Source organism: Nanchangia anserum, assembly GCF_015240065.1.
Classification (GTDB): Bacteria; Actinomycetota; Actinomycetes; order Actinomycetales; family Actinomycetaceae; genus Nanchangia; species Nanchangia anserum.
This window is the reverse complement of sequence record NZ_CP060506.1, coordinates 113,335-131,351: the sequence shown is the minus strand read 5'-3', so window position 1 is coordinate 131,351 and position 18,017 is coordinate 113,335. Positions and strand designations below refer to the sequence as shown.

The 18,017-nt window shown below is 65.5% G+C and carries 11 protein-coding genes and 2 pseudogenes; 9 read left to right on the top strand and 4 right to left on the bottom strand.

Going from position 1 to position 18,017, the window contains the following annotated elements; all coding sequences use genetic code 11:
* Positions 1–154 precede the first annotated feature (154 nt).
* Together H8R18_RS00525 and H8R18_RS00520 are read right to left on the bottom strand one after the other, a co-directional pair.
* Positions 155–556, bottom strand: coding sequence for a C-glycoside deglycosidase beta subunit domain-containing protein (locus tag H8R18_RS00525; RefSeq protein WP_194189292.1), 402 nt, complete (start codon positions 554–556; stop codon positions 155–157).
* 9 nt (positions 557–565) lie between these two features.
* Complete coding sequence (locus H8R18_RS00520; protein WP_191071754.1) at positions 566–1,597, bottom strand: sugar phosphate isomerase/epimerase family protein; 1,032 nt, start codon at positions 1,595–1,597, stop codon at positions 566–568.
* A gap of 227 nt (positions 1,598–1,824) precedes the next feature.
* On the opposite strand from H8R18_RS00520, the gene H8R18_RS00515 reads away from it, so the two are divergent.
* From H8R18_RS00515 to H8R18_RS00505, 3 genes are all read left to right on the top strand, one after another.
* Entirely contained in the window at positions 1,825–3,012 is a 1,188-nt protein-coding gene (locus H8R18_RS00515; protein WP_191071753.1) for an ROK family protein, read from the top strand.
* 165 nt (positions 3,013–3,177) lie between these two features.
* Complete coding sequence (locus tag H8R18_RS00510; RefSeq protein WP_191071752.1) at positions 3,178–4,254, top strand: Gfo/Idh/MocA family oxidoreductase; 1,077 nt, start codon at positions 3,178–3,180, stop codon at positions 4,252–4,254.
* 17 nt (positions 4,255–4,271) lie between these two features.
* On the top strand, positions 4,272–5,273 hold the full coding sequence (locus tag H8R18_RS00505; RefSeq protein ID WP_191071751.1) for a sugar phosphate isomerase/epimerase family protein: 1,002 nt from the start codon (positions 4,272–4,274) through the stop codon (positions 5,271–5,273).
* Positions 5,274–5,396: 123 nt separating this feature from the next.
* On the opposite strand, the gene ppgK is transcribed toward H8R18_RS00505, so the two are convergent.
* On the bottom strand, positions 5,397–6,140 hold the full coding sequence (ppgK, locus tag H8R18_RS00500; protein ID WP_191071750.1) for a polyphosphate--glucose phosphotransferase: 744 nt from the start codon (positions 6,138–6,140) through the stop codon (positions 5,397–5,399).
* A 344-nt stretch (positions 6,141–6,484) separates the two neighbouring features.
* Here ppgK and H8R18_RS00495 point away from each other — a divergent pair.
* Both H8R18_RS00495 and H8R18_RS00490 read left to right on the top strand, forming a co-directional pair.
* Positions 6,485–8,329: pseudogene (locus H8R18_RS00495) on the top strand (phosphoenolpyruvate carboxykinase (GTP)).
* Between the two features lie 155 nt (positions 8,330–8,484).
* On the top strand, positions 8,485–10,635 hold the full coding sequence (locus H8R18_RS00490) for a beta-galactosidase (protein ID WP_191071748.1): 2,151 nt from the start codon (positions 8,485–8,487) through the stop codon (positions 10,633–10,635).
* Positions 10,636–10,672: 37 nt separating this feature from the next.
* On the opposite strand, the gene H8R18_RS00485 is transcribed toward H8R18_RS00490, so the two are convergent.
* Positions 10,673–12,256, bottom strand: coding sequence for an alpha/beta-hydrolase family protein (locus H8R18_RS00485; protein WP_194189291.1), 1,584 nt, complete (start codon positions 12,254–12,256; stop codon positions 10,673–10,675).
* A 293-nt stretch (positions 12,257–12,549) separates the two neighbouring features.
* Between H8R18_RS00485 and H8R18_RS00480 the strand changes: the two are divergent.
* From H8R18_RS00480 to H8R18_RS00465, 4 genes and pseudogenes are all read left to right on the top strand, one after another.
* A pseudogene (locus tag H8R18_RS00480) lies at positions 12,550–14,111 on the top strand (Re/Si-specific NAD(P)(+) transhydrogenase subunit alpha).
* A gap of 6 nt (positions 14,112–14,117) precedes the next feature.
* Positions 14,118–15,614: a Re/Si-specific NAD(P)(+) transhydrogenase subunit beta gene (pntB, locus tag H8R18_RS00475; RefSeq protein WP_191072010.1), complete on the top strand. Its 1,497-nt coding sequence runs from the start codon at positions 14,118–14,120 to the stop codon at positions 15,612–15,614.
* 119 nt (positions 15,615–15,733) lie between these two features.
* Entirely contained in the window at positions 15,734–17,284 is a 1,551-nt protein-coding gene (locus tag H8R18_RS00470) for an FGGY family carbohydrate kinase (RefSeq protein ID WP_191071745.1), read from the top strand.
* Positions 17,281–17,979, top strand: coding sequence for an LmeA family phospholipid-binding protein (locus tag H8R18_RS00465; RefSeq protein WP_191071744.1), 699 nt, complete (start codon positions 17,281–17,283; stop codon positions 17,977–17,979). The genes H8R18_RS00470 and H8R18_RS00465 overlap by 4 nt, the downstream gene beginning before the upstream one ends.
* The last annotated feature ends 38 nt before the right edge of the window (positions 17,980–18,017 follow it).

Genomic DNA, 18,017 nt, shown 5'->3' with positions numbered 1-18,017 from the left:
GTTGCTGGGTGTCGATCGATTGGCTCGCTGGATTCCCGCGGGATCGCCTGCGGCGTGTCGCGACCTCATCGAAACACAGCCACAGATGACCGTCCCCCCCCCCGCGGAATATGAGTGGGCGGCGGGAGACAACCTCCCGCCGCCCAGCCTCGACTTAGGAGGCGGGAATGACGACCTTCCGGGTGTTTTCTCCCGAGAAGGGGACGGGGATGTAGGCGACGCGAATGCTCACTCGCAAGGTGACGTCGTGCTCGCCCGCTCCCAGTCCGTCGGGGCGCATGACCCGCACGATTGCCTCGTCGGCGTATTCCCACCTGAACGACGACACTGTCCACAGCTCGTCGAGGGTGAACCAGTGCTCGCCGTTATCGGCGCTGAAGCGGATCGTCTCGCGCTCGACAGGCTTGCCGTCGACGACGACCTCGACGTCGTGAACCATCGACAGGGGAATGCCGCGGTAGTAGGGAATGCGGGTAGCGATATCAAACCCGACGATCTTGTCGTCTTCCCAAACAGGCTTTTCGCTGCCTTCGGTGTAAATGTAACCGTCGAACATTTCTGTTTCTCACTTCCCGTCGTTGATGTAGCGCGCCAGCATGTCCTGATGCTTGGAGACCTGCTCGATGTCGCGGATTTCTTCACCCGGGACCACGAAGCGCTGGCCCTCGTACTCTGAGCAGATGTAGCCCTCGAAGCCCAGCTTCTTCAGGCGCTCGATAATCCGGGAGTAATCGATCGAGTATTCCTCACCCTCATCCGTCATTTCCCAGAACTTGCCGTGGAAGGACTTAATCCACGGCAGGTATTCGTCGAGGGTGTCGAGGCTCGTGTTCTCGTAACCGGTCGACATCATCGCGTAGAACTCGTCAAGCGGGTGGCGGAACATCTTACGCAGCTCATCGGGGAAGATCGGCTGCTCGAAGGACTCCTCGTTCGAGCCGTCGCCCTGGAACGCGGCAGACGGATCGGTGCCGGAGGCGAACACGTCGTCGATCCACGAGATGACGTCCTCGCTGACGCCGAGGTGCTTGAAGTAGTTCGAGGACACGCGCGGGTGACGCTGGCAGTAGATGCCAAAGTCAACGACGAGGCCGACGAAGGGGCTGTCAACCGCCTTCATCTCCTTGATCCACGCCGCCGTCATCGGGTGGCGGAAGCTCATGCCGGCGTGGACCTCGACCGCCATGGTGACGCCGAGCTTCTCGGCCAGCGGCAGGGTGCGGCGGATGACCGCGGGGTCGGTGCGCGAGACCAGGCGCACCAGCGGGATCCCCAGGCGGTGGGTGAGCTTGAGGTCGGCTTCGAGGGCGGCGACCTGCTCGTCCAGGGTCAGCCAGCGGTTCTTGTACAGCGAGGAATTAATGAAGATGTCGTTGACGGCGCGCTCGAGCGGGTGCGCCTCCATGATGCGGTCCCATTCGGCCAGGGTTTCCTCGCTAGCGTTGGCGGCCCCGCGAATCATCTGATCGCTGAGGATTTCGATCCCCTCGGTCCCCATCTTTTCAACTGCTTCGACGCAGCCTTCGAGACCGAGGCCTCCGCGCCCGTAAGCATCTTGAAGACTGTAGAGGGACACACCCCTCTTGATGTGGCTCATGTTTCGGTCCTTTCTCCATCATTGGAGGATCAGACGCGGCGGCAACCACGTCTTCTGGCCGAAGGACGTGTGATGGCCGCAACCAGTGGGCATAGCCCATATGCGCAGATTAAGAACGGGTCCCTGGGGGCAGCAATGCTCGCCGGCCGTCTTTTGCACGCAAGATGCATTAGTGTGGGAGTGAGCCATTAGTCCCGCCCGGGCGACCCCGACAAGAGAGATCTCCAATGCTCCTCTCCGATCAACCGCGCCTTCTTGCCACCCACGACGATCTCGCCGAGGTCGTCCGGCTCGTGCGCGCGAACCGGGCCCACACGCGGGCACAGCTCTGCGAGCAGACGGGTATCGGTCGAAACGCCGTATCGAACCTGTTGTCGCAGGCCGAGATCGCCGGTCTGCTCGAACGCAACGGCAACGCGCCCTCGACAGGTGGGCGCGCACCCCAGGCGTGGCGTTTTGCGGATTCCACCGCCTCGGTGCTCACCGCCAACATCGCGACTCGCCGCTATCAGGTTGCCCTGACCGACCTGGCGGGCAACGTCATCACCGAAGTTCAGCGCGAATGGCCGATCCAACGCGGCCCCGTCGAGACGTTGTCGCGCGTATGTGACGACCTCACGACGGTCATTGACCCCGAGCGCCCCCTGTGGGGCTTGGGCATCTGCCTGCCCGGCCCGATTGACTACGCCACCGGCATCCCCGTCTCACCCCCGATCATGCCCGGGTGGGACGGATTCGATGTCATTGGCTATGTGTCGTCACGCTTCGACGTCCCCGTCACCGTCGACAATGACGTCAACGCCATGGCCTTGGGGTACCCGGGGATCACCGGCGCCACCGACGCTATCTATGTCCTGCTCGGCACGGGTATCGGGGCGGGCATCATCACCCGCGGCACGATCCACCGCGGCGCGCAGGGTGCAGCCGGCGACATCGGCCATATTCCCGTCGCCACCCACGAGTCCGTGGGATGCCGCTGCGGGCGCACGGGTTGCCTGGAAGCCATCGCCGGAGGGTGGGCCATCGAACGCGACGCGGCTGCACTGTCGCTGCCCGGTGACATTGCCACCAGCGACGAGCGCGATCTTACGGCCCCCGCCAGCGTCGAGCAGGTGGCCCGCGCGGCCCAGAGCGGAAACTCGGCCGCGCGCAGTTTGCTCTCGACATGCTCGGCGGCACTGGGCGGGGTCCTCTCGGTCCTCGTCAGTTTCTTTAACCCCGACACGATCATCCTGGCCGGGACGGTTCCCAACCTGTCGGCCGAATTCGTCACCAACGTCGAGCGCATCATCGAGGCGCAGTCCCTGCCGCTGGCCAGCCGCACGCTGAAAGTCGTGTGCGCGCCCCACCCGACCCAGGATGCGACGCGCGGGTGTGCGCGCCTCGTCGTCGATAAGGTCGTCGCTCCCCACTAACATCCACTTGAGCCCCATTGATGCATAAGTAGGGGGCTCACTCCTTGGTCACGAACCCGAGCGCGCTTTAGCGTGCAAGTGCCGAGCTGGAGACGCCGCGCGAATTCTCTGCTCCGGCCGACGTCGCGAGAGCGCGATGCGTGGTTCGACAAGGAGGTCCCATAAATGACTCATACATTTGCGATTGTTGGGTACGGCACGCAGGGTGTCTATCACTGGAAGAATCTGCAGCAGATCGACGGCGCTGAGGTCAAGGGGATCTACGACATCGATCCGCGCGCCAACGACGACGCCGAGGCCGACGGCCTGCACGTGTACGAGTCGTTCCAGGAGATCCTCGACGATTCGGCAGTCGACTTCGTCTTCATCTGCACCCCCAACGACTCCCACCACGACTACGCGGTCGAGGCGATGAAGGCCGGCAAGGACGTCCTGTGCGAAAAACCCGCCATGATGACCTCGGCCGAGATGGAAGACGTCGATGAGGTCTCGCGCGAAACCGGCAAGCTGTTCATGGTTCACCAGAACCGCCGCTGGGATCCCGACTACCAGGTCATCAAGAAGATTTGCGACGAGGAGCTGATCGGCCCGGCCACCTACCTCGAACAGCGCATCCACGGCTCGCGCGGTATCCCCGGCGACTGGCGTCAACTCCCCGAGCAGGGCGGCGGCATGATCCTCGACTGGGGCGTGCACACGGTCGATCGCCTGCTCATGATGGTCGACTCCCCCGTCGTCGACGTCTACGGCGTGCGCAGCTTCGTCGCCGGCCACGATGTCGATGACGGCTTCCAGGCCTACTTCCGCTTCGCCAACGGCTTCCGCGCCCTCGTCGACGTCTCGACCAACGCCTACATCACGCTGCCCAAGTTCTACCTACAGTCGGCCACGGGCTGCGCGATCATTGAGGACTGGGAGATGAACGGGCGGATCATCCGCCACACGGGTGCCGAGGAAGACGATGCGACTCCCATCCAGGCCGGCGTCGGCCTGACGAAGACCATGGCCCCGCGCATCATGGACTACGCGAAGATGGCGTCGACGACCCCGCCGGTCGAGGAGCTGCCCCTGCCCGAGGTCGACAGCGACGTCATGGACTTCTACCGCAATGCGCTTGCCGCCGCCGAGGGCCGCGAGGAACCCGCGATCACGAACGCCTCGGTCATTCGCTGCCTGAAGATCCTCGAGGCCGTCATTCGCTCTGACGAAACCCGCGAGGTCGTCCACCCCGAGCAGGCCTAGCCCGAAGGAGAAATCTCATGTCTCGCACCATTACCCTGTTCACCGGCCAGTGGGTCGACCTTCCCTTCCGCGAGGTGTGCCGCCTCGCCCACGAGTGGGGCTACGACGGCCTGGAGGTCGCCGCCTCGGGAGATCACCTCGACGTGTTCCGTGCGGCCGAAGATGACGACTACGTCGCGTCGTTCCGCGCCACGCTGGAGGAATTCGACCTCAAGCTGTACGCCATCTCGAATCACTCGACGGGCCAGTGCGTCTGCGACGACCCGATCGACTTCCGCCACCGCGGCCTGCTCAGCGCCCGTACGTGGGGCGACGGCGACCCCGAGGGCGTGCGCCAGCGCGCCGCCGAGGAGATGAAGGTGACGGCGAAGGCCGCCGCGCGCGTGGGGGCGAAGGTCGTCACGGGCTTCACCGGGTCGAAGATCTGGCCCTACGTCGCGATGTATCCGCCGGTCGGCGCCGACGTCATCGAGGCCGGTTATCAGGACTTTGCGGACCGGTGGAACCCGATCATCGATGCGTTCGATGAGGCCGGCGTCAAGTTCGCCCTCGAGGTTCACCCCTCCGAGATCGCCTACGACTACTGGACGACCAAGGCCACCCTGGACGCGATCGGTCATCGCGAGAACTTCGGCATCAACTGGGACCCGTCGCACATGCTGTGGCAGGGCCTGGACCCGGCCGTGTTCCTCGCCGACTTTGCCGACCGGATCTACCACGTCCACGTCAAGGACACGAAGCTGCACTTCGACGGCCGCAACGGCCGCCTGTCCTCGCACCTGCCGTGGGGCGGGGTGCGCCGCGGCTGGAACTTCGTCTCGGCCGGGCTCGGTGACGCCGACTTTGAGCGCTACTTCCGCACGCTCGACCAGATCGGCTACGCCGGTCCGCTGTCGGTGGAGTGGGAGGACGCCGGCATGGACCGGCTCGAGGGCGCCCCCAAGGCGCTCGCCTTCGCCCGCGCCCACACGTATTCCCTGCCCGAGGCCGCGTTCGACTCGGCCTTCAAGAACCGCTAATTCGCGCGGAACTGTGAGGGGCCTGCCCGCTTGGGCAGGCCCCTCACTCGTGCGTCACGGCGGGCACCCACACGCAAACCGGCGGCGGGCCACGTGGGTCCCGCCGCCGGTTTGTCGTCGTGTCTAGGCAAGCACCGCTGCGGCGGCACCGACGATGCCCGCCGTGTTGCGCAGTCCCGCGCAGCGAACCGGGGTCCTCAGCTTGAGGTTCGGGATGAATTTATCGGCGTTTTCCGAAATTCCCCCGCCGATGACAAAGAGGTCGGGCGAGAACAGCATTTCGACGTGTTCGTAGTAGCGTTGCAGACGCTGCGTGTACTGCTCCCAATCGAGGTTTTCGTCGGTCTTCACCTTCGCCGAGGCACGCTTTTCCGCTTCGTTTCCATCGATCTCAAGGTGGCCCAATTCCGTATTCGGCACGAGCGTGCCGTTCACGACGATGCCCGAGCCAATGCCCGTGCCCAGCGTCGTCACGACGACAACTCCGTCGACGTCGGCGGCGGCACCGAAGGTGTATTCGCCGATGGCCGCGGCATCACCGTCGTTGACGACAACGGTGTGGCGGTTCAGACGCTCGCTGACGAGGTCCGTGATGGTGATGCCGACCCATTCCTGGTCGAGATTGGCCATAAAAGGGATGCGGCCGTGGACGATCGGGGCGGGGAACGAGATCCCGATCGGGGCATCCTCGGGACCGCCGATGAGCTCGACGACGCGCGCACACGCGTCAAGAACGGCCTGGGGAGTCGCCGGGTAGGGCGTGGCAACCGTGTGCACATCCGATTCGAGTGTGCCGGTATGGGCGTTGACTAACGCACCCTTAACACCGGATCCACCAATATCAATACCAATAGCGTACGAGGTCATCGCTCCTCCTTGAGACTCGTATATGTCTGTCCCTCACACGTGGGAATCAGACAGAAATTTTATCAACCACCAAACCGCCCCCCGCATTCCTCACTCCATCTTTGGCCCCAAGTAATCAAAAGGGGCCGCCACCGCCTCGGGCACACCACGCCTGGCTTGCGCATCGCCGCCAACCGCTGACCAAAGTCCCCACCCGACGCCGCCTGTCAGATGCGTCACAGGTCGCGAGGCCGCCCTGAGGGACCTTCGCCTATGCACGAAGAAAAAAATCGGGAACAATAGGAGACGTATCCGGCGGCGTCGCCAGGCGTCGCCAGCCACTATTTGCCGAGGAGGCATCACATATGACTGTGACGGAGAAGGACATCCGTGACGCCGCTCCCGCCAACGCGCCCGCCGAGGTCGTGGACTGGGTTGTCAAGACGGCTGAACTCACCAAGCCCGCGCGCATCGAATTCTGCGACGGTTCGGAAGAAGAGTGGAAGCGTCTGACCGACCAGATGGTCGAGTCCGGCATGTTCACCCGCCTCAACCCCGATAAGCGCCCCAACTCCTTCCTCGCTCGCTCGCTGCCCTCCGACGTTGCCCGCGTCGAGTCGCGCACCTTCATCTGCTGCGAGAAGGAAGAGGACGCCGGCCCGACCAACAACTGGGCTGACCCGAAGGAAATGAAGGCCATCCTGAACGAGAAGTTCGATGGCTGGCTGCGGGTCGCACGATGTACGTCGTGCCGTTCTCGATGGGTCCCCTCGGTGGCCCGATCTCGCAGCTGGGCATCGAGATCTCCGACTCGCCCTACGTCGTGTGCAACATGCGCATCATGACCCGCATGGGCGCCAAGGCCATGGACCTCATCAACGAGGGTGCCGAGTGGGTTCCCGCGATCCACTCCGTCGGCGTGCCGCTGGCTGAGGGCGAAGAAGACACGGCGTGGCCGTGCAACGACGAGAAGTACATCACCCACTTCCCCGAGACCAACGAGATCTGGTCCTTCGGTTCGGGCTACGGCGGCAACGCGCTGCTGGGCAAGAAGTGCTACGCGCTGCGCATCGCCTCGACGATGGCGCGTCGTGACGGCTGGATGGCCGAGCACATGCTCATCCTGCGCCTGACCGACGAGAAGAGCGGCAAGCAGTACCACGTCACCGCGGCCTTCCCCTCGGCCTGCGGCAAGACGAACCTCGCCATGCTCCAGCCCACCATCCCCGGCTACAAGGTCGAGACGGTCGGCGACGACATCGCGTGGATGCGCCCCGGCGAGGACGGCCGCCTGCGCGCGATCAACCCCGAGGCCGGCTTCTTCGGCGTTGCCCCGGGTACGTCGCCACGACACCAACCCGATGGCCATGGAGACGATGAAGGCCAACTCGATCTTCACCAACGTCGCGCTGACCGACGACGGTGACGTGTGGTGGGAAGGCTGCGACGAGCCGCAGCCCGAGCACCTCATTGACTGGCAGGGCAACGACTTCACGCCCGAGGACACGGCTGCCGGCAAGAAGGCCGCGCACCCGAACTCGCGCTTCACGACGCCTGCCTCGCAGTGCCCGATCATCTGCTCCGACTGGGAGGCCCCCGAAGGCGTGGCCATCGACGCCATCCTCTTCGGCGGTCGCCGCGCCACCAACGTGCCGCTGGTTGCCGAGCAGTACGAGCCGGCTCACGGCGTGTTCATCGGTGCGTCGGTTGCCTCCGAGGTCACCGCTGCCGCGACCGACGTCAAGGCCGGTTCGCTGCGCCACGACCCGTTCGCCATGCTGCCCTTCTGCGGCTACAACATGGCCGACTACTGGGGTCACTGGATCGAGATGCAGCGCGAGCTGGGCGACAAGTTCCCGAAGGTCTACCAGGTCAACTGGTTCCGCAAGGACGAGGACGGCAAGTTCATGTGGCCGGGTTACGGCGACAACAGCCGCGTTCTCGACTGGATCGTTCGCCGCGCCGCCGGCGAGGTCGAGGCCATTGAGGGCGTGACCGGCCTGTACCCGAAGTTCGAGGACTTCAACCTTGACGGTCTCGACGACATCGACGAGGAGACGTGGAACAAGCTGTTCGCCATCGACCCCGACGCCTGGGCCGCCGAGATGGACGACACCGAGAAGTACTTCGAGCAGTTCGGTGACCACGTTCCCGCCGAGGTTCGTGACCAGCTGGCGAAGTTCCGCCAGCGCATCGCTGACGCGAAGTAGCGCTCATTCCCGCTGAGCGGGATCGATTGGGGCCTCCCCGTGACTGACACGGGGAGGCCCCGCGCTTTCCCCTCGGCCCCACGCCGCTGCCGTTGCCGAGGTAAAGGGATGCGATAGCGTACGTAGAGACCGGTGACCCCAACGAGAGGAAACACATGAGTGCGCTCGGCGTTCGCTACGGCGGCGACTGGAACCCGGAACAGTGGGACGACGCCACCATCACCGAGGACATTCGCCTGATGGGTGAAGCGAAGGTCAATCTCGTCACTCTGGGCGTATTCTCGTGGGCCCTCACCGAGCCCGAAGAGGGCCGCTACGATTTCGCGTGGCTCATCGACATCATGGATCGTTGCGCCGAGGCGGGAATCAGCGTCGACCTGGCGACGGGTACCGCCTCGCCGCCCGCGTGGCTGGCCCGCACCTATCCCGAGACCTTGCCGATCGACCGCGATGGGCGCGTCCTCGAGTTCGGCTCGCGCCAACACTACAGCCCGACCAGCCCGATCTATCGCGAGAAGGCGACCGCGCTGACGCGCGCGCTCGCCCAGGCGGTCGCGTTCCATCCGGCGCTGGCGCTGTGGCACATCAACAACGAATACGGCTGCCACGTCAGCGAGTCCTTTGATCCCGTGTCGATCGCCGCCTTCCGCACGTGGCTGGCAGAGCGCTACCTCAACATTGACGCCCTCAACGCGTCGTGGGGAACGACGTTTTGGTCTCAGCGCTACGCCTCATTCGACGAGATCGGCGCACCGGCGTCGCTGCCGACGTTCCACAATCCCGGCCACCTGCGCGACTGGCGTCATTTCTTCTCCGACCAGCTGCGGGCCTGCTACGAGGCCGAGGCGGCCGTCCTGCGCGAGATCACACCGGATGTGCCGATCACGACCAATTTCATGGGGATGTTCGCGCCCATCGACTACTGGACGTGGGCCGAGGCCGTTGACGTCGTCGCCGACGACTCCTATCCCGACCCCGCGACCCCCTTCGCCGCCCACGAGGTGGCGATGACCGGTGACCTCATGCGCTCCCTTGGCGGCAACCGTCCCTTCCTCCTCATGGAACAGGCCCCGGGCGCGGTGCAGTGGCGCGAGTCCAACGCGACGAAGCGCCCCGGACAGTATCGGTTGTGGTCACTGTCGCGCGTGGGCCACGGCGCCGATGGCATCCTCCAGTTCCAGTGGCGCCAGTCCGAATCCGGTTCCGAGACGTTCCATTCGGGGATGCTGCCCCACGCCGGCACCGAGACGCCTCAGTGGCGCGAGGTCTGTGAGCTGGGCGAGGACCTCGACAAGCTCGCCGACGTCGTCGGTCAGGTGCCGACGAACCGCATCGGCATCGTCCTCGACTGGAAAGCCCAGTGGGCCGGCGAGGCGTTGATTTCGCGGGCACCGCTCGATCACTTCCGCGAGGTCCGCCACTGGCATCGCACGTGGTGGGAGGCCGGATTTGGCGTCGACATCCTGCCGGTGGACGCCGAGTTCGCCCCCTACGACATCGTCGTCATCCCGGGACTCGTCGCCGTGCCTGGCGATGGAAGCGACCTGGCGGCGCGCATCCGACGCGCCGCCGAGGCCGGTACGCACGTCCTCCTGGCCGGTCCCACCGCACACACCGATGCGCAGCTTCACGCCTTCCTGGGTGGCTACGGCGGTCCCCTGGCCCGCGAGGCGGGGGTGCGTATCTACGATCACGCGTGCGAGGCCCAGGCGAGTCACTGGCCGTGGACGAACGAGCCCACGCGCCCGCGCATCGATCGCATCAGCGGGGCCGTGTCAACCCCCGCCGCGCAGGGCCCCATCGAGCTGTCGGTGAAGGCCGATTCTGACCTGGCGAAGGTCGCTCAGGCGGCCGGCCTCGACGAAGGCTGGTGCACCGGTGAGGACTGGGCCGACCTGTTGGAAACGACGAACCCGGACGTTGAGGTTCTTGCCCGCTACGCCCAGCGTGGGGCCGCCGCCGATTACGCCGGAGTCCCCGCCATCACGCGACTGCGGTTCTCTCCGTCCCCGCTCGGTCGCGTCGGTGCAATCTGGTGGGTGGGAACCCAACTACAGGCTCCGGGGCGCGTGGCCTTGGCGGCTCTCACAGCCTCGAGCGCCAACCTCGCCCCGACGGGTGCGCAGCTGTGGCCGGCAGGCATCGAATGCGTCTCCCGTGGCGACTGCCTGTTCTTCCTCAACCACTCCGACCGCGAGATCACGCTGCCGGGCGTCCTTACCGAGACCGCGATTATCGCGGGCGGGGGCAGCGGCGAGGGCACAGACCTCGTCCTACCGGCGCGCACGGGTGCCGTCATCCGCTAGGTATGCTCGCCCGCCCGGTGCACGGCGTGGATCGCCGCTACACCGGGTGAGCGGCGATCGCCTGGGCGATCGCCGCGTCGGCTTCCTCGTCGGGGTCGAGGCCGAGGATCGCGCGCCACGCCGGCACCAGCTCGGCGTGGTAGGAGTGGCCGTGACCCGCTGGTGCCGATTCGGCCAGCGGCAGATCGCACAGCAGCTGGATGCACGTGACCAGCCGGTGCCACCGTAGGCGCGGCGACACGTCCGCCCCCGCGCGTTCCCCGATCCAGTCGGGGATTTTCCAGGCGAGGTCGGGTGTCCACCACACGACCGGATCAGAGGCGTGTTGGACATAGACGATGCGGGGGAACTCCCACCGGCCCAATTCGCGCCCATAGAGGTCGGTGTGGAGGTCGGCCGGTTTCGTCGCGAAACGCACGTGCCGGGCGTTGTCGACAACGGGGGCAATCTGGGGCGAGCCGCGGTGCCGCGCGCACGTCAACGTTTTGAGCAGCTCGGTGAATCCCGGCGTGCCGATCCACAAGGCGCCGTCGACGCGATCGAGTAGCTCCGCCGGCGAGGCGAATGCCGCCTGCGCGCCATAGGACCCCAAAGACTCGCCCGTGACGAATAGTCGCGGCCGATGGGCCGGGTCCATCCGAGCAATCTCGGCCGCCACGGCGTCGATCACACGATACCCTCCCTCGGCCGCCTGCTCGCGGTAACTGAGGAACGTCATCCAGCTGGGCAGGTACGAGTACTGAACGGCGACGCTGGCACAGTCGCCACCCGTGAGGTACTCGAGGGCCTGGACATTCCATTCGTCGACCCACCCGGATCCGGTGGGAACGACGACGAGGATGACCGATCGGGAGAAAGCCCCCGTGCGGCGCAACTCACTCATCGCTTCCTCGACACTGGCATCGAGATTTTCGCCGTGGGCAACCAGCGAGGAATAGACCCGCACAGGCTCGCGTGCGGCGCGGCGTGTCAGCGCCTCAATTCGCGGCTGCATGGGGGCACCGCCGAGATAGCGTTTGCCTTCGCGCGCCGTCGACGCCCACCGCACCGCCGATCCCGGGCTGGCCGAGCGTTCGGCGACGGCGGGAGCTTCGACTCCATGCGGGGTTTGCCGGTCGCGCGTCGAAGCCCAGCGTGATGCTGCCTTGACGACCTGCCGAATGAGTCCCCACTCCACCCCGAGCAACACGATGACGGCGACGAGGGCCCAGGCGAGCCACGTCGCCACGGTCGCGGGGATGCGAAGCGGTTCAGCGGCCATGAGGACAAGGCGCCATACCTGATAGATCGCCTCGTAGATGAAGACGAGGGCGCTGGTGACGGCGAATGCCCCGACGAGCGAGCCGACATAGCGGGCTAGCGAAGGCGCCGGCATGCCGACGAGGGCGGCCGTGCGTCGGGCCGAGCGATAGTTGATGACCAGCAAGGCGATGAAAACGACTGCGAGAGCTGCCAGTCCACCGATCCTCAAGGCGCTTGAGACGCGGGGGTCGTAGGTAACGGTGAGGTTCATCCAGTCGGCGATGAGGCGGGCGAGCCAGTCGATGACGAAGCCGGTGAGGTAGCCGGCGACCATAAGTGCACCGGACATGATGGCTTGGGCCCACCAGGGGCGCGGCATGAGGGAGGGGGACGTGGATAGGAGGAAGAGGCGAGGGCGAGGACGACGCCTAGCACCGACAGTGTCATTGTGCTCTCCGAGGTTGGGCTGGATGCTCTTCCACTGTAGCGGGCGGCGATGGCGGGAGTATCTGGGACTTCTGAACCTTGTATGCGGGTGCGATGACTGCCCGTTTGGGGTGGTGAGGAGGCCCACTTTTTGGGCCGCGCGGCTAGACTAGGTGTGTTGCGCGCGCATGGATGTGGGCGCGCCCACCGCGGTGCGGTGAACTCATTATGGAGGAGTTAAACGAAGTGCGTATCGGAGTTCCTAAGGAGCCCCAGGAGGGGCAGACTCTGGTCGCTGCAACACCCGATACGGTCGCCAAGCTCATGGCGCTGGGGTACGAGGTTGTCGTCGAGTCCGGTGCTGGTGCTCTGGCGTCATATCCCGATGCCCTGTATGAGCAGGCGGGTGCGACGGTCGCCAACGCGGCTGAGGTGTGGCAGTGCGACATTGTCACGGCGATGGATACCCCAGGGTCGGCCTATCTCGATCAGCTAAGGCCGGGGGCGATGTTTATTGCCCGGATGGCTCCGGGCGCCATGGCGACGTCGTCGATTACTTTACGGCTCACCAGGTGACGGCGTTGGCGATGGATGCGGTGCCCCGCATCTCTCGCGCTCAGTCGTTGGACGTGCTGTCGTCGATGGCCAACGTCGGGGGTTATCGGGCGATCATTGAGGCCGCGAACGTGTTCGGTCGCCTGTTTACCGGCCAGGTGACGGCGGCGGGCAAGGTTCCTCCCGCGACCGTGTACGTCATTGGTGCCGGTGTTGCGGGCTTGGCGGCCATTGGCACGGCTAATTCGATGGGCGCGGTTGTTCGCTCGACGGATCTGCGTCCCGAGGTTGCCGAGCAGGTTGAGTCGATGGGTGCCGAGTTCGTGCCGATTCCGGTGGCGAGCGAGGAGTCTGCGGACGGATACGCCAAGGAGATGACGGCCGATCAGGCAGATGCGGCGCTGCGCTTGTACACCGAGCAGGTGGGTGAGGCCGACATCGTTGTCACGACGGCGAATATCCCGGGGCGCACGTCCCCGATTCTCGTCACTGCCGAGGCGGTCGCGCGGATGAAGCCGGGATCGGTCATTGTCGATATGGCCGCGGCCAATGGCGGTAACTGTGAGCTGACGGTTCCGGGTAAGCGGGTCGTGACCGATAACGGGGTGACGATTCTCGGTTATACCGATTTGGCTGGTCGCTTGCCTGCGCAAGCCTCGCAGCTGTACGGCCAAAACATCGTGAATTTCTTCAAGCTGGTGACCCCGAATAAGGACGGTCAGCCGGTGTTGGATATGGACGACGAGGTCGTGCGTGGCATGACGGTGGCCAAGGACGGCGAGAAGCTGTGGCCGCCACCGCCCGTGACGGTCTCGGCCGCCCCGCTGGCGCCGGCTCCTGCGGGGCCGAGCGAGGAGGAGCTGGCTCGTCAGCGTGCCGAGGAAGAGCAGGCGGCGCTGAAGGCAAAGCGGTGGCGCACGATCGGTCTCACCGTTGCCGTGGTCTTGGGTATTGCTCTCGTGTTGGCGACGCCGCCGTCGATGATGACGTTCTATATCGTCTTGGCGCTGGCGATCGTCGTCGGCTTTTACGTCATCACGGCGGTGACACATTCGCTGCACACGCCGCTGATGAGTGAGACGAATGCGATTTCAGGCATCATCCTCGTGGGGGCCCTGTTGCAGGTGGGCTCGTCGAATACGGTGGTGACGGTGTTGGCCTTTGCCGCGATTGTCGTGGCGTCGATCAATATCTTTGGTGGCTTCCTCGTCACGCACCGGATGTTGGGGATGTTCCGGAAGGAGGGCGAGTAAGTCATGATGACGGTGTCCTTCACGGCCCCGGTGCCCGCGGTGATTTTCGGGGCAGACTATGACTGGCCCGGCCACATCACGGGGCTGGCCTATCTTGCCGCGGCGATCCTGTTCATCCTCGCGTTGGCTGGTCTATCGAAGAATGAGACCGCACTGCGCGGCAACATCTATGGCGCTGTCGGGATGACGATCGCGCTGGTGGCGACGGTGTATAAGGCGCTGTTTGCTGCCGATTCGTTTGTGCAAACGACGGGGCGTTCCCTCGGGACGACTCTCGCGCTTATCGTCGTCGCGATGGCGATCGGTGCGGCGATCGGCGTGTGGCGGGCGCGAACCGTCGAGATGACGGGGATGCCCGAACTCATCGCCATGCTGCATTCGTTTGTCGGCTTGGCGGCGGTTCTCGTCGGCTTCAACACGTTTATGGAGATCCTCGCCGATCCGGCTCCCCACGACGCGGGATTCCATTTGGGTGAGATCTTCCTTGGCGTCTTTATCGGCGCGGTAACGCTGACGGGGTCGGTTATCGCCTATCTCAAGCTCAGCGGGAAGATCAAGGGTGCGCCGTTGATGCTGCCGGGGCGCCACTGGCTCAATGTCGGGGCGATTGTCGCCTCGATCGCCCTCATGGTGTGGTTCATCGCGTCGTTTACCCCGGGTGCCTCCAGCGTTCAGCCGTGGATCGCCCTTATCGTCATGACGGTGATTGCCCTGGCCCTCGGGCTGCATCTCGTGGCCGCGATTGGCGGCGGCGATATGCCGGTGGTCGTGTCGATGCTGAATTCCTATTCGGGGTGGGCGGCGGCTGCGGCCGGCTTCATGCTCTCCAACGAACTCCTCATCATCACGGGTGCCCTCGTGGGCTCCTCGGGTGCCTACCTGTCCTACATCATGTGCAAGGCGATGAATCGCTCGTTCGTCTCGGTGATCCTCGGTGGTTTCGGCTCCGATGGCGCGGTCACGGGCGAGGCGAAGGACTATGGCGAGCACACCGAGGTCAGCGCCGCCGAGACGGCGCAGCTGCTCAAAGACGCCTCATCGGTCATCATCACCCCGGGATATGGCATGGCGGTCGCGCAGGCCCAGTATCCGGTGGCGGATCTGACGAAGAAGCTGCGCGAGGCCGGGGTGAACGTGCGTTTCGGCATTCACCCGGTGGCCGGTCGTCTGCCCGGGCATATGAACGTGTTGCTGGCCGAGGCGAAGGTTCCCTACGACATCGTGTTGGAGATGGACGAGATCAACGACGACTTCGCCGACACGGACGTCGTCCTCGTCATCGGTGCCAACGACACGGTGAATCCGGCGGCAACCGAGCCGGGGTCACCGATCGCGGGGATGCCGGTGTTGCATGTGTGGGAGGCCCGGAAGGTCATCGTCTTTAAGCGGTCGATGAATACGGGATACGCGGGCGTGCAAAACCCGCTGTTCTTCAACGAGAACTCCTCGATGCTGTTCGGTGACGCCAAAGCGACGGTCGAGGCAATTATCAAGGAGCTCTGAACCATGTGCCTCCGGTGCCCCCTCACCACTCGGTGAGGGGGCACCGCTATAGGGTCCCTCACGCGCCTTATCGAACCATGGCATAGGGGTGAGGGCCAGAAAACCCGTACGATCGAGGCATGTCCCGATCGACTCGGCCCCTTATTCTCGCGCTCGATCTTGGCACGTCGGGTGCCAAGGCTGCCCTCATTGACGTCAACGGCGACCTTCTCGCCCACGCATCCTCGCCCTACGACACACACGTCGGCCACGACGGTGCCATCACGCAGGAGCCGGGTGAATGGCTGCGGGCCGCGCGAGAGGCGATCGTACTTGTCGGCGCCGATGCCGGAGACGCAGTGATGTCGCGCATCGCGGGGCTGGGGCTGACCGGCCAGATGCAGGATCTCGTTCTGCTGCCCGCCGCGACTCCCACCGCGCCCGAGCAGATGGCGGCACTAGGTGAGGCGATTCTCTATGCGGATGCTCGCGCCCAAGCCGAGGCCGACGAGATTTCTCGAGCTGTCGGGTCGTGGGATACCACGTGCGGCAACATTCAGGGGGCAACGTCGCCAGCCGCCATGTGGCTGCGGCTGTCGCGGACGGGTGATCCCCGTCTAGCGTCGACTCGCCGAGTCGTATTCGGGCCCGCCGCCTATCTCGCGTGGGCGCTGGGGTTAGGCGCGTGGTGCGATCAGACGACCGCGACGACGACGGGGATTGCTCGGCGCGACGGTTCCGGCTGGTTGAGTGAGGTCTGTGCCGCTGCCGATCTGCCGCCGCGGGTCCTGCCGGCGCTGGCGGGCGAAGGCGTCGCGGGTCTTGGCACGCTCACCGCGATGGCCGGCGAGCTCATCGGGTTGCCCGCGGGCATCCCGGTCGTTCTCGCCCCCGGTGACGCGGGAACGACGACGCTGGGGACGGTGGGGGCCACTCTCGAATCGCCCTATGCCTACCTGGGCTCGTCGGGCTGGGTAGGAGCGCTCGCGCCGTTTAGGTCGACGCTGCCCGCGGCCACGCGCCACTGTCTGGCTGTCCCCTATGCCGCAGGCGCACAGACGCCGGGTGGGTCGGGGACGGCGTCGCTCGTCATCGCCGCGCTCGCATCGGCTGGGGCGACCGCCCAGTGGGGGCGCGACGTCGTGCTCGGCGGAGCCAGCGCGCAACAGGCCGATGCGGCGATGGACGCCTGGGAACGCGACCATGGCCGTGTCCCCACGGGCCTACTCACCCTTCCCGGGTTGGGTGGGGAGCGCTTTCCCGTGCGCAGCGAGGAGCTGGCCGGGGCCATCATCGGCATCCGTCCCACAACCGACGCGGCCACGCTCTACCGTGGCCTGCTCGAGGGAATTGCCTTTGGGCTGCGCCACGCCCTCGATGACATTGCCGGGGACGACAGGGAGAGCCTTCGAACGTTGCCGATCACGGGCGGCGGTGCAGAGTCCGAGCCGTGGCGACGTCTGCTGGCCGACATCATCGGCGTCGCGATCACCCACGTGCCCGGGGCTGATGCGACCCTCATCGGGTGCGCCCTGGCGACGGCCCACGCCCTGGGGCTCTCCCACCGAATCGCCCCCATTGCCGCGCGCGTCGACGCGCAGGTCACCGCTCCCGATCCCGACGCGAGCGCCGCATATGCCAACCTGGCTGTGCGCCATCGCCAGCTCTATACCGCCGTGGAGGCTCTATGACATTCGTGCGTCGCCTGCTCATCGTCGTCGTCATCGTCGCCGTTCTCGGCGGGATCGCAGACCGTGCGGCGTGGTGGTTTGCCCGCGATGTCGCCACCTCGCGGCTGGCCGATCGCGGCGTCTCCTCCCCCGCGCTCGACATCGGCGGGTTCCCGTTCCTCACCCAGGTGGCGAGCCAACGCTTTGACGACGTCACCGTGACGTCACCGCGCCTGGTCTCCAACGGCACCGAGATCCGCGACCTGTCGGCCCACGCCCGCGGTGTCGAGGTGAGCTTTGCCGATCGCTCGATCACCTCCATCGACTCGCTCCAGCTGCGTGCGCTCATCCCTACCGACGTGCTCACCCGCACGATCGCCGAACATGCAGCACGCGAGGATGTGACAATCGCAACCGAGACGGATCATCTCGTCGCCCGCGTGGCACTCCCGGGCGGATTCACGGCGTCCGCTCCCGTCACGTTGACTCCGGCCGGCCTATCGGAGACCGGATATGCGCAGGTCACAGCATCCTTTGGGGCGGTAAGCGTCGATAACGCCCGCGTGGGACGTCTGTACGCTTCCCGACTCGCGCTGCCCGCCGTCACCGTGCCGCTGACGAGCTTGCCGCGACACCTCGAGATCACCTCCATCGCCGTCCGCTCTGACGGCCTGGTCATCGACCTTGCGGGACAGGGCGTATCCTTGACGCGCTAACCCCATGTCGTCACCGGCGCGTGCCGGGGCTTTGTCGT

What these genes read in the sequence shown, in the direction of transcription:
- H8R18_RS00525 (WP_194189292.1), bottom strand. Translation starts at nt 556, where the DNA reads ATGTTCGACGGTTACATTTACACCGAAGGCAGCGAAAAGCCTGTTTGG.
- H8R18_RS00520 (WP_191071754.1), bottom strand. Translation starts at nt 1,597, where the DNA reads ATGAGCCACATCAAGAGGGGTGTGTCCCTCTACAGTCTTCAAGATGCT.
- H8R18_RS00515 (WP_191071753.1), top strand. Translation starts at nt 1,825, where the DNA reads ATGCTCCTCTCCGATCAACCGCGCCTTCTTGCCACCCACGACGATCTC.
- H8R18_RS00510 (WP_191071752.1), top strand. Translation starts at nt 3,178, where the DNA reads ATGACTCATACATTTGCGATTGTTGGGTACGGCACGCAGGGTGTCTAT.
- H8R18_RS00505 (WP_191071751.1), top strand. Translation starts at nt 4,272, where the DNA reads ATGTCTCGCACCATTACCCTGTTCACCGGCCAGTGGGTCGACCTTCCC.
- ppgK (WP_191071750.1), bottom strand. Translation starts at nt 6,140, where the DNA reads ATGACCTCGTACGCTATTGGTATTGATATTGGTGGATCCGGTGTTAAG.
- H8R18_RS00490 (WP_191071748.1), top strand. Translation starts at nt 8,485, where the DNA reads ATGAGTGCGCTCGGCGTTCGCTACGGCGGCGACTGGAACCCGGAACAG.
- H8R18_RS00485 (WP_194189291.1), bottom strand. Translation starts at nt 12,256, where the DNA reads ATGCCGCGCCCCTGGTGGGCCCAAGCCATCATGTCCGGTGCACTTATG.
- pntB (WP_191072010.1), top strand. Translation starts at nt 14,118, where the DNA reads ATGACGGTGTCCTTCACGGCCCCGGTGCCCGCGGTGATTTTCGGGGCA.
- H8R18_RS00470 (WP_191071745.1), top strand. Translation starts at nt 15,734, where the DNA reads ATGTCCCGATCGACTCGGCCCCTTATTCTCGCGCTCGATCTTGGCACG.
- H8R18_RS00465 (WP_191071744.1), top strand. Translation starts at nt 17,281, where the DNA reads ATGACATTCGTGCGTCGCCTGCTCATCGTCGTCGTCATCGTCGCCGTT.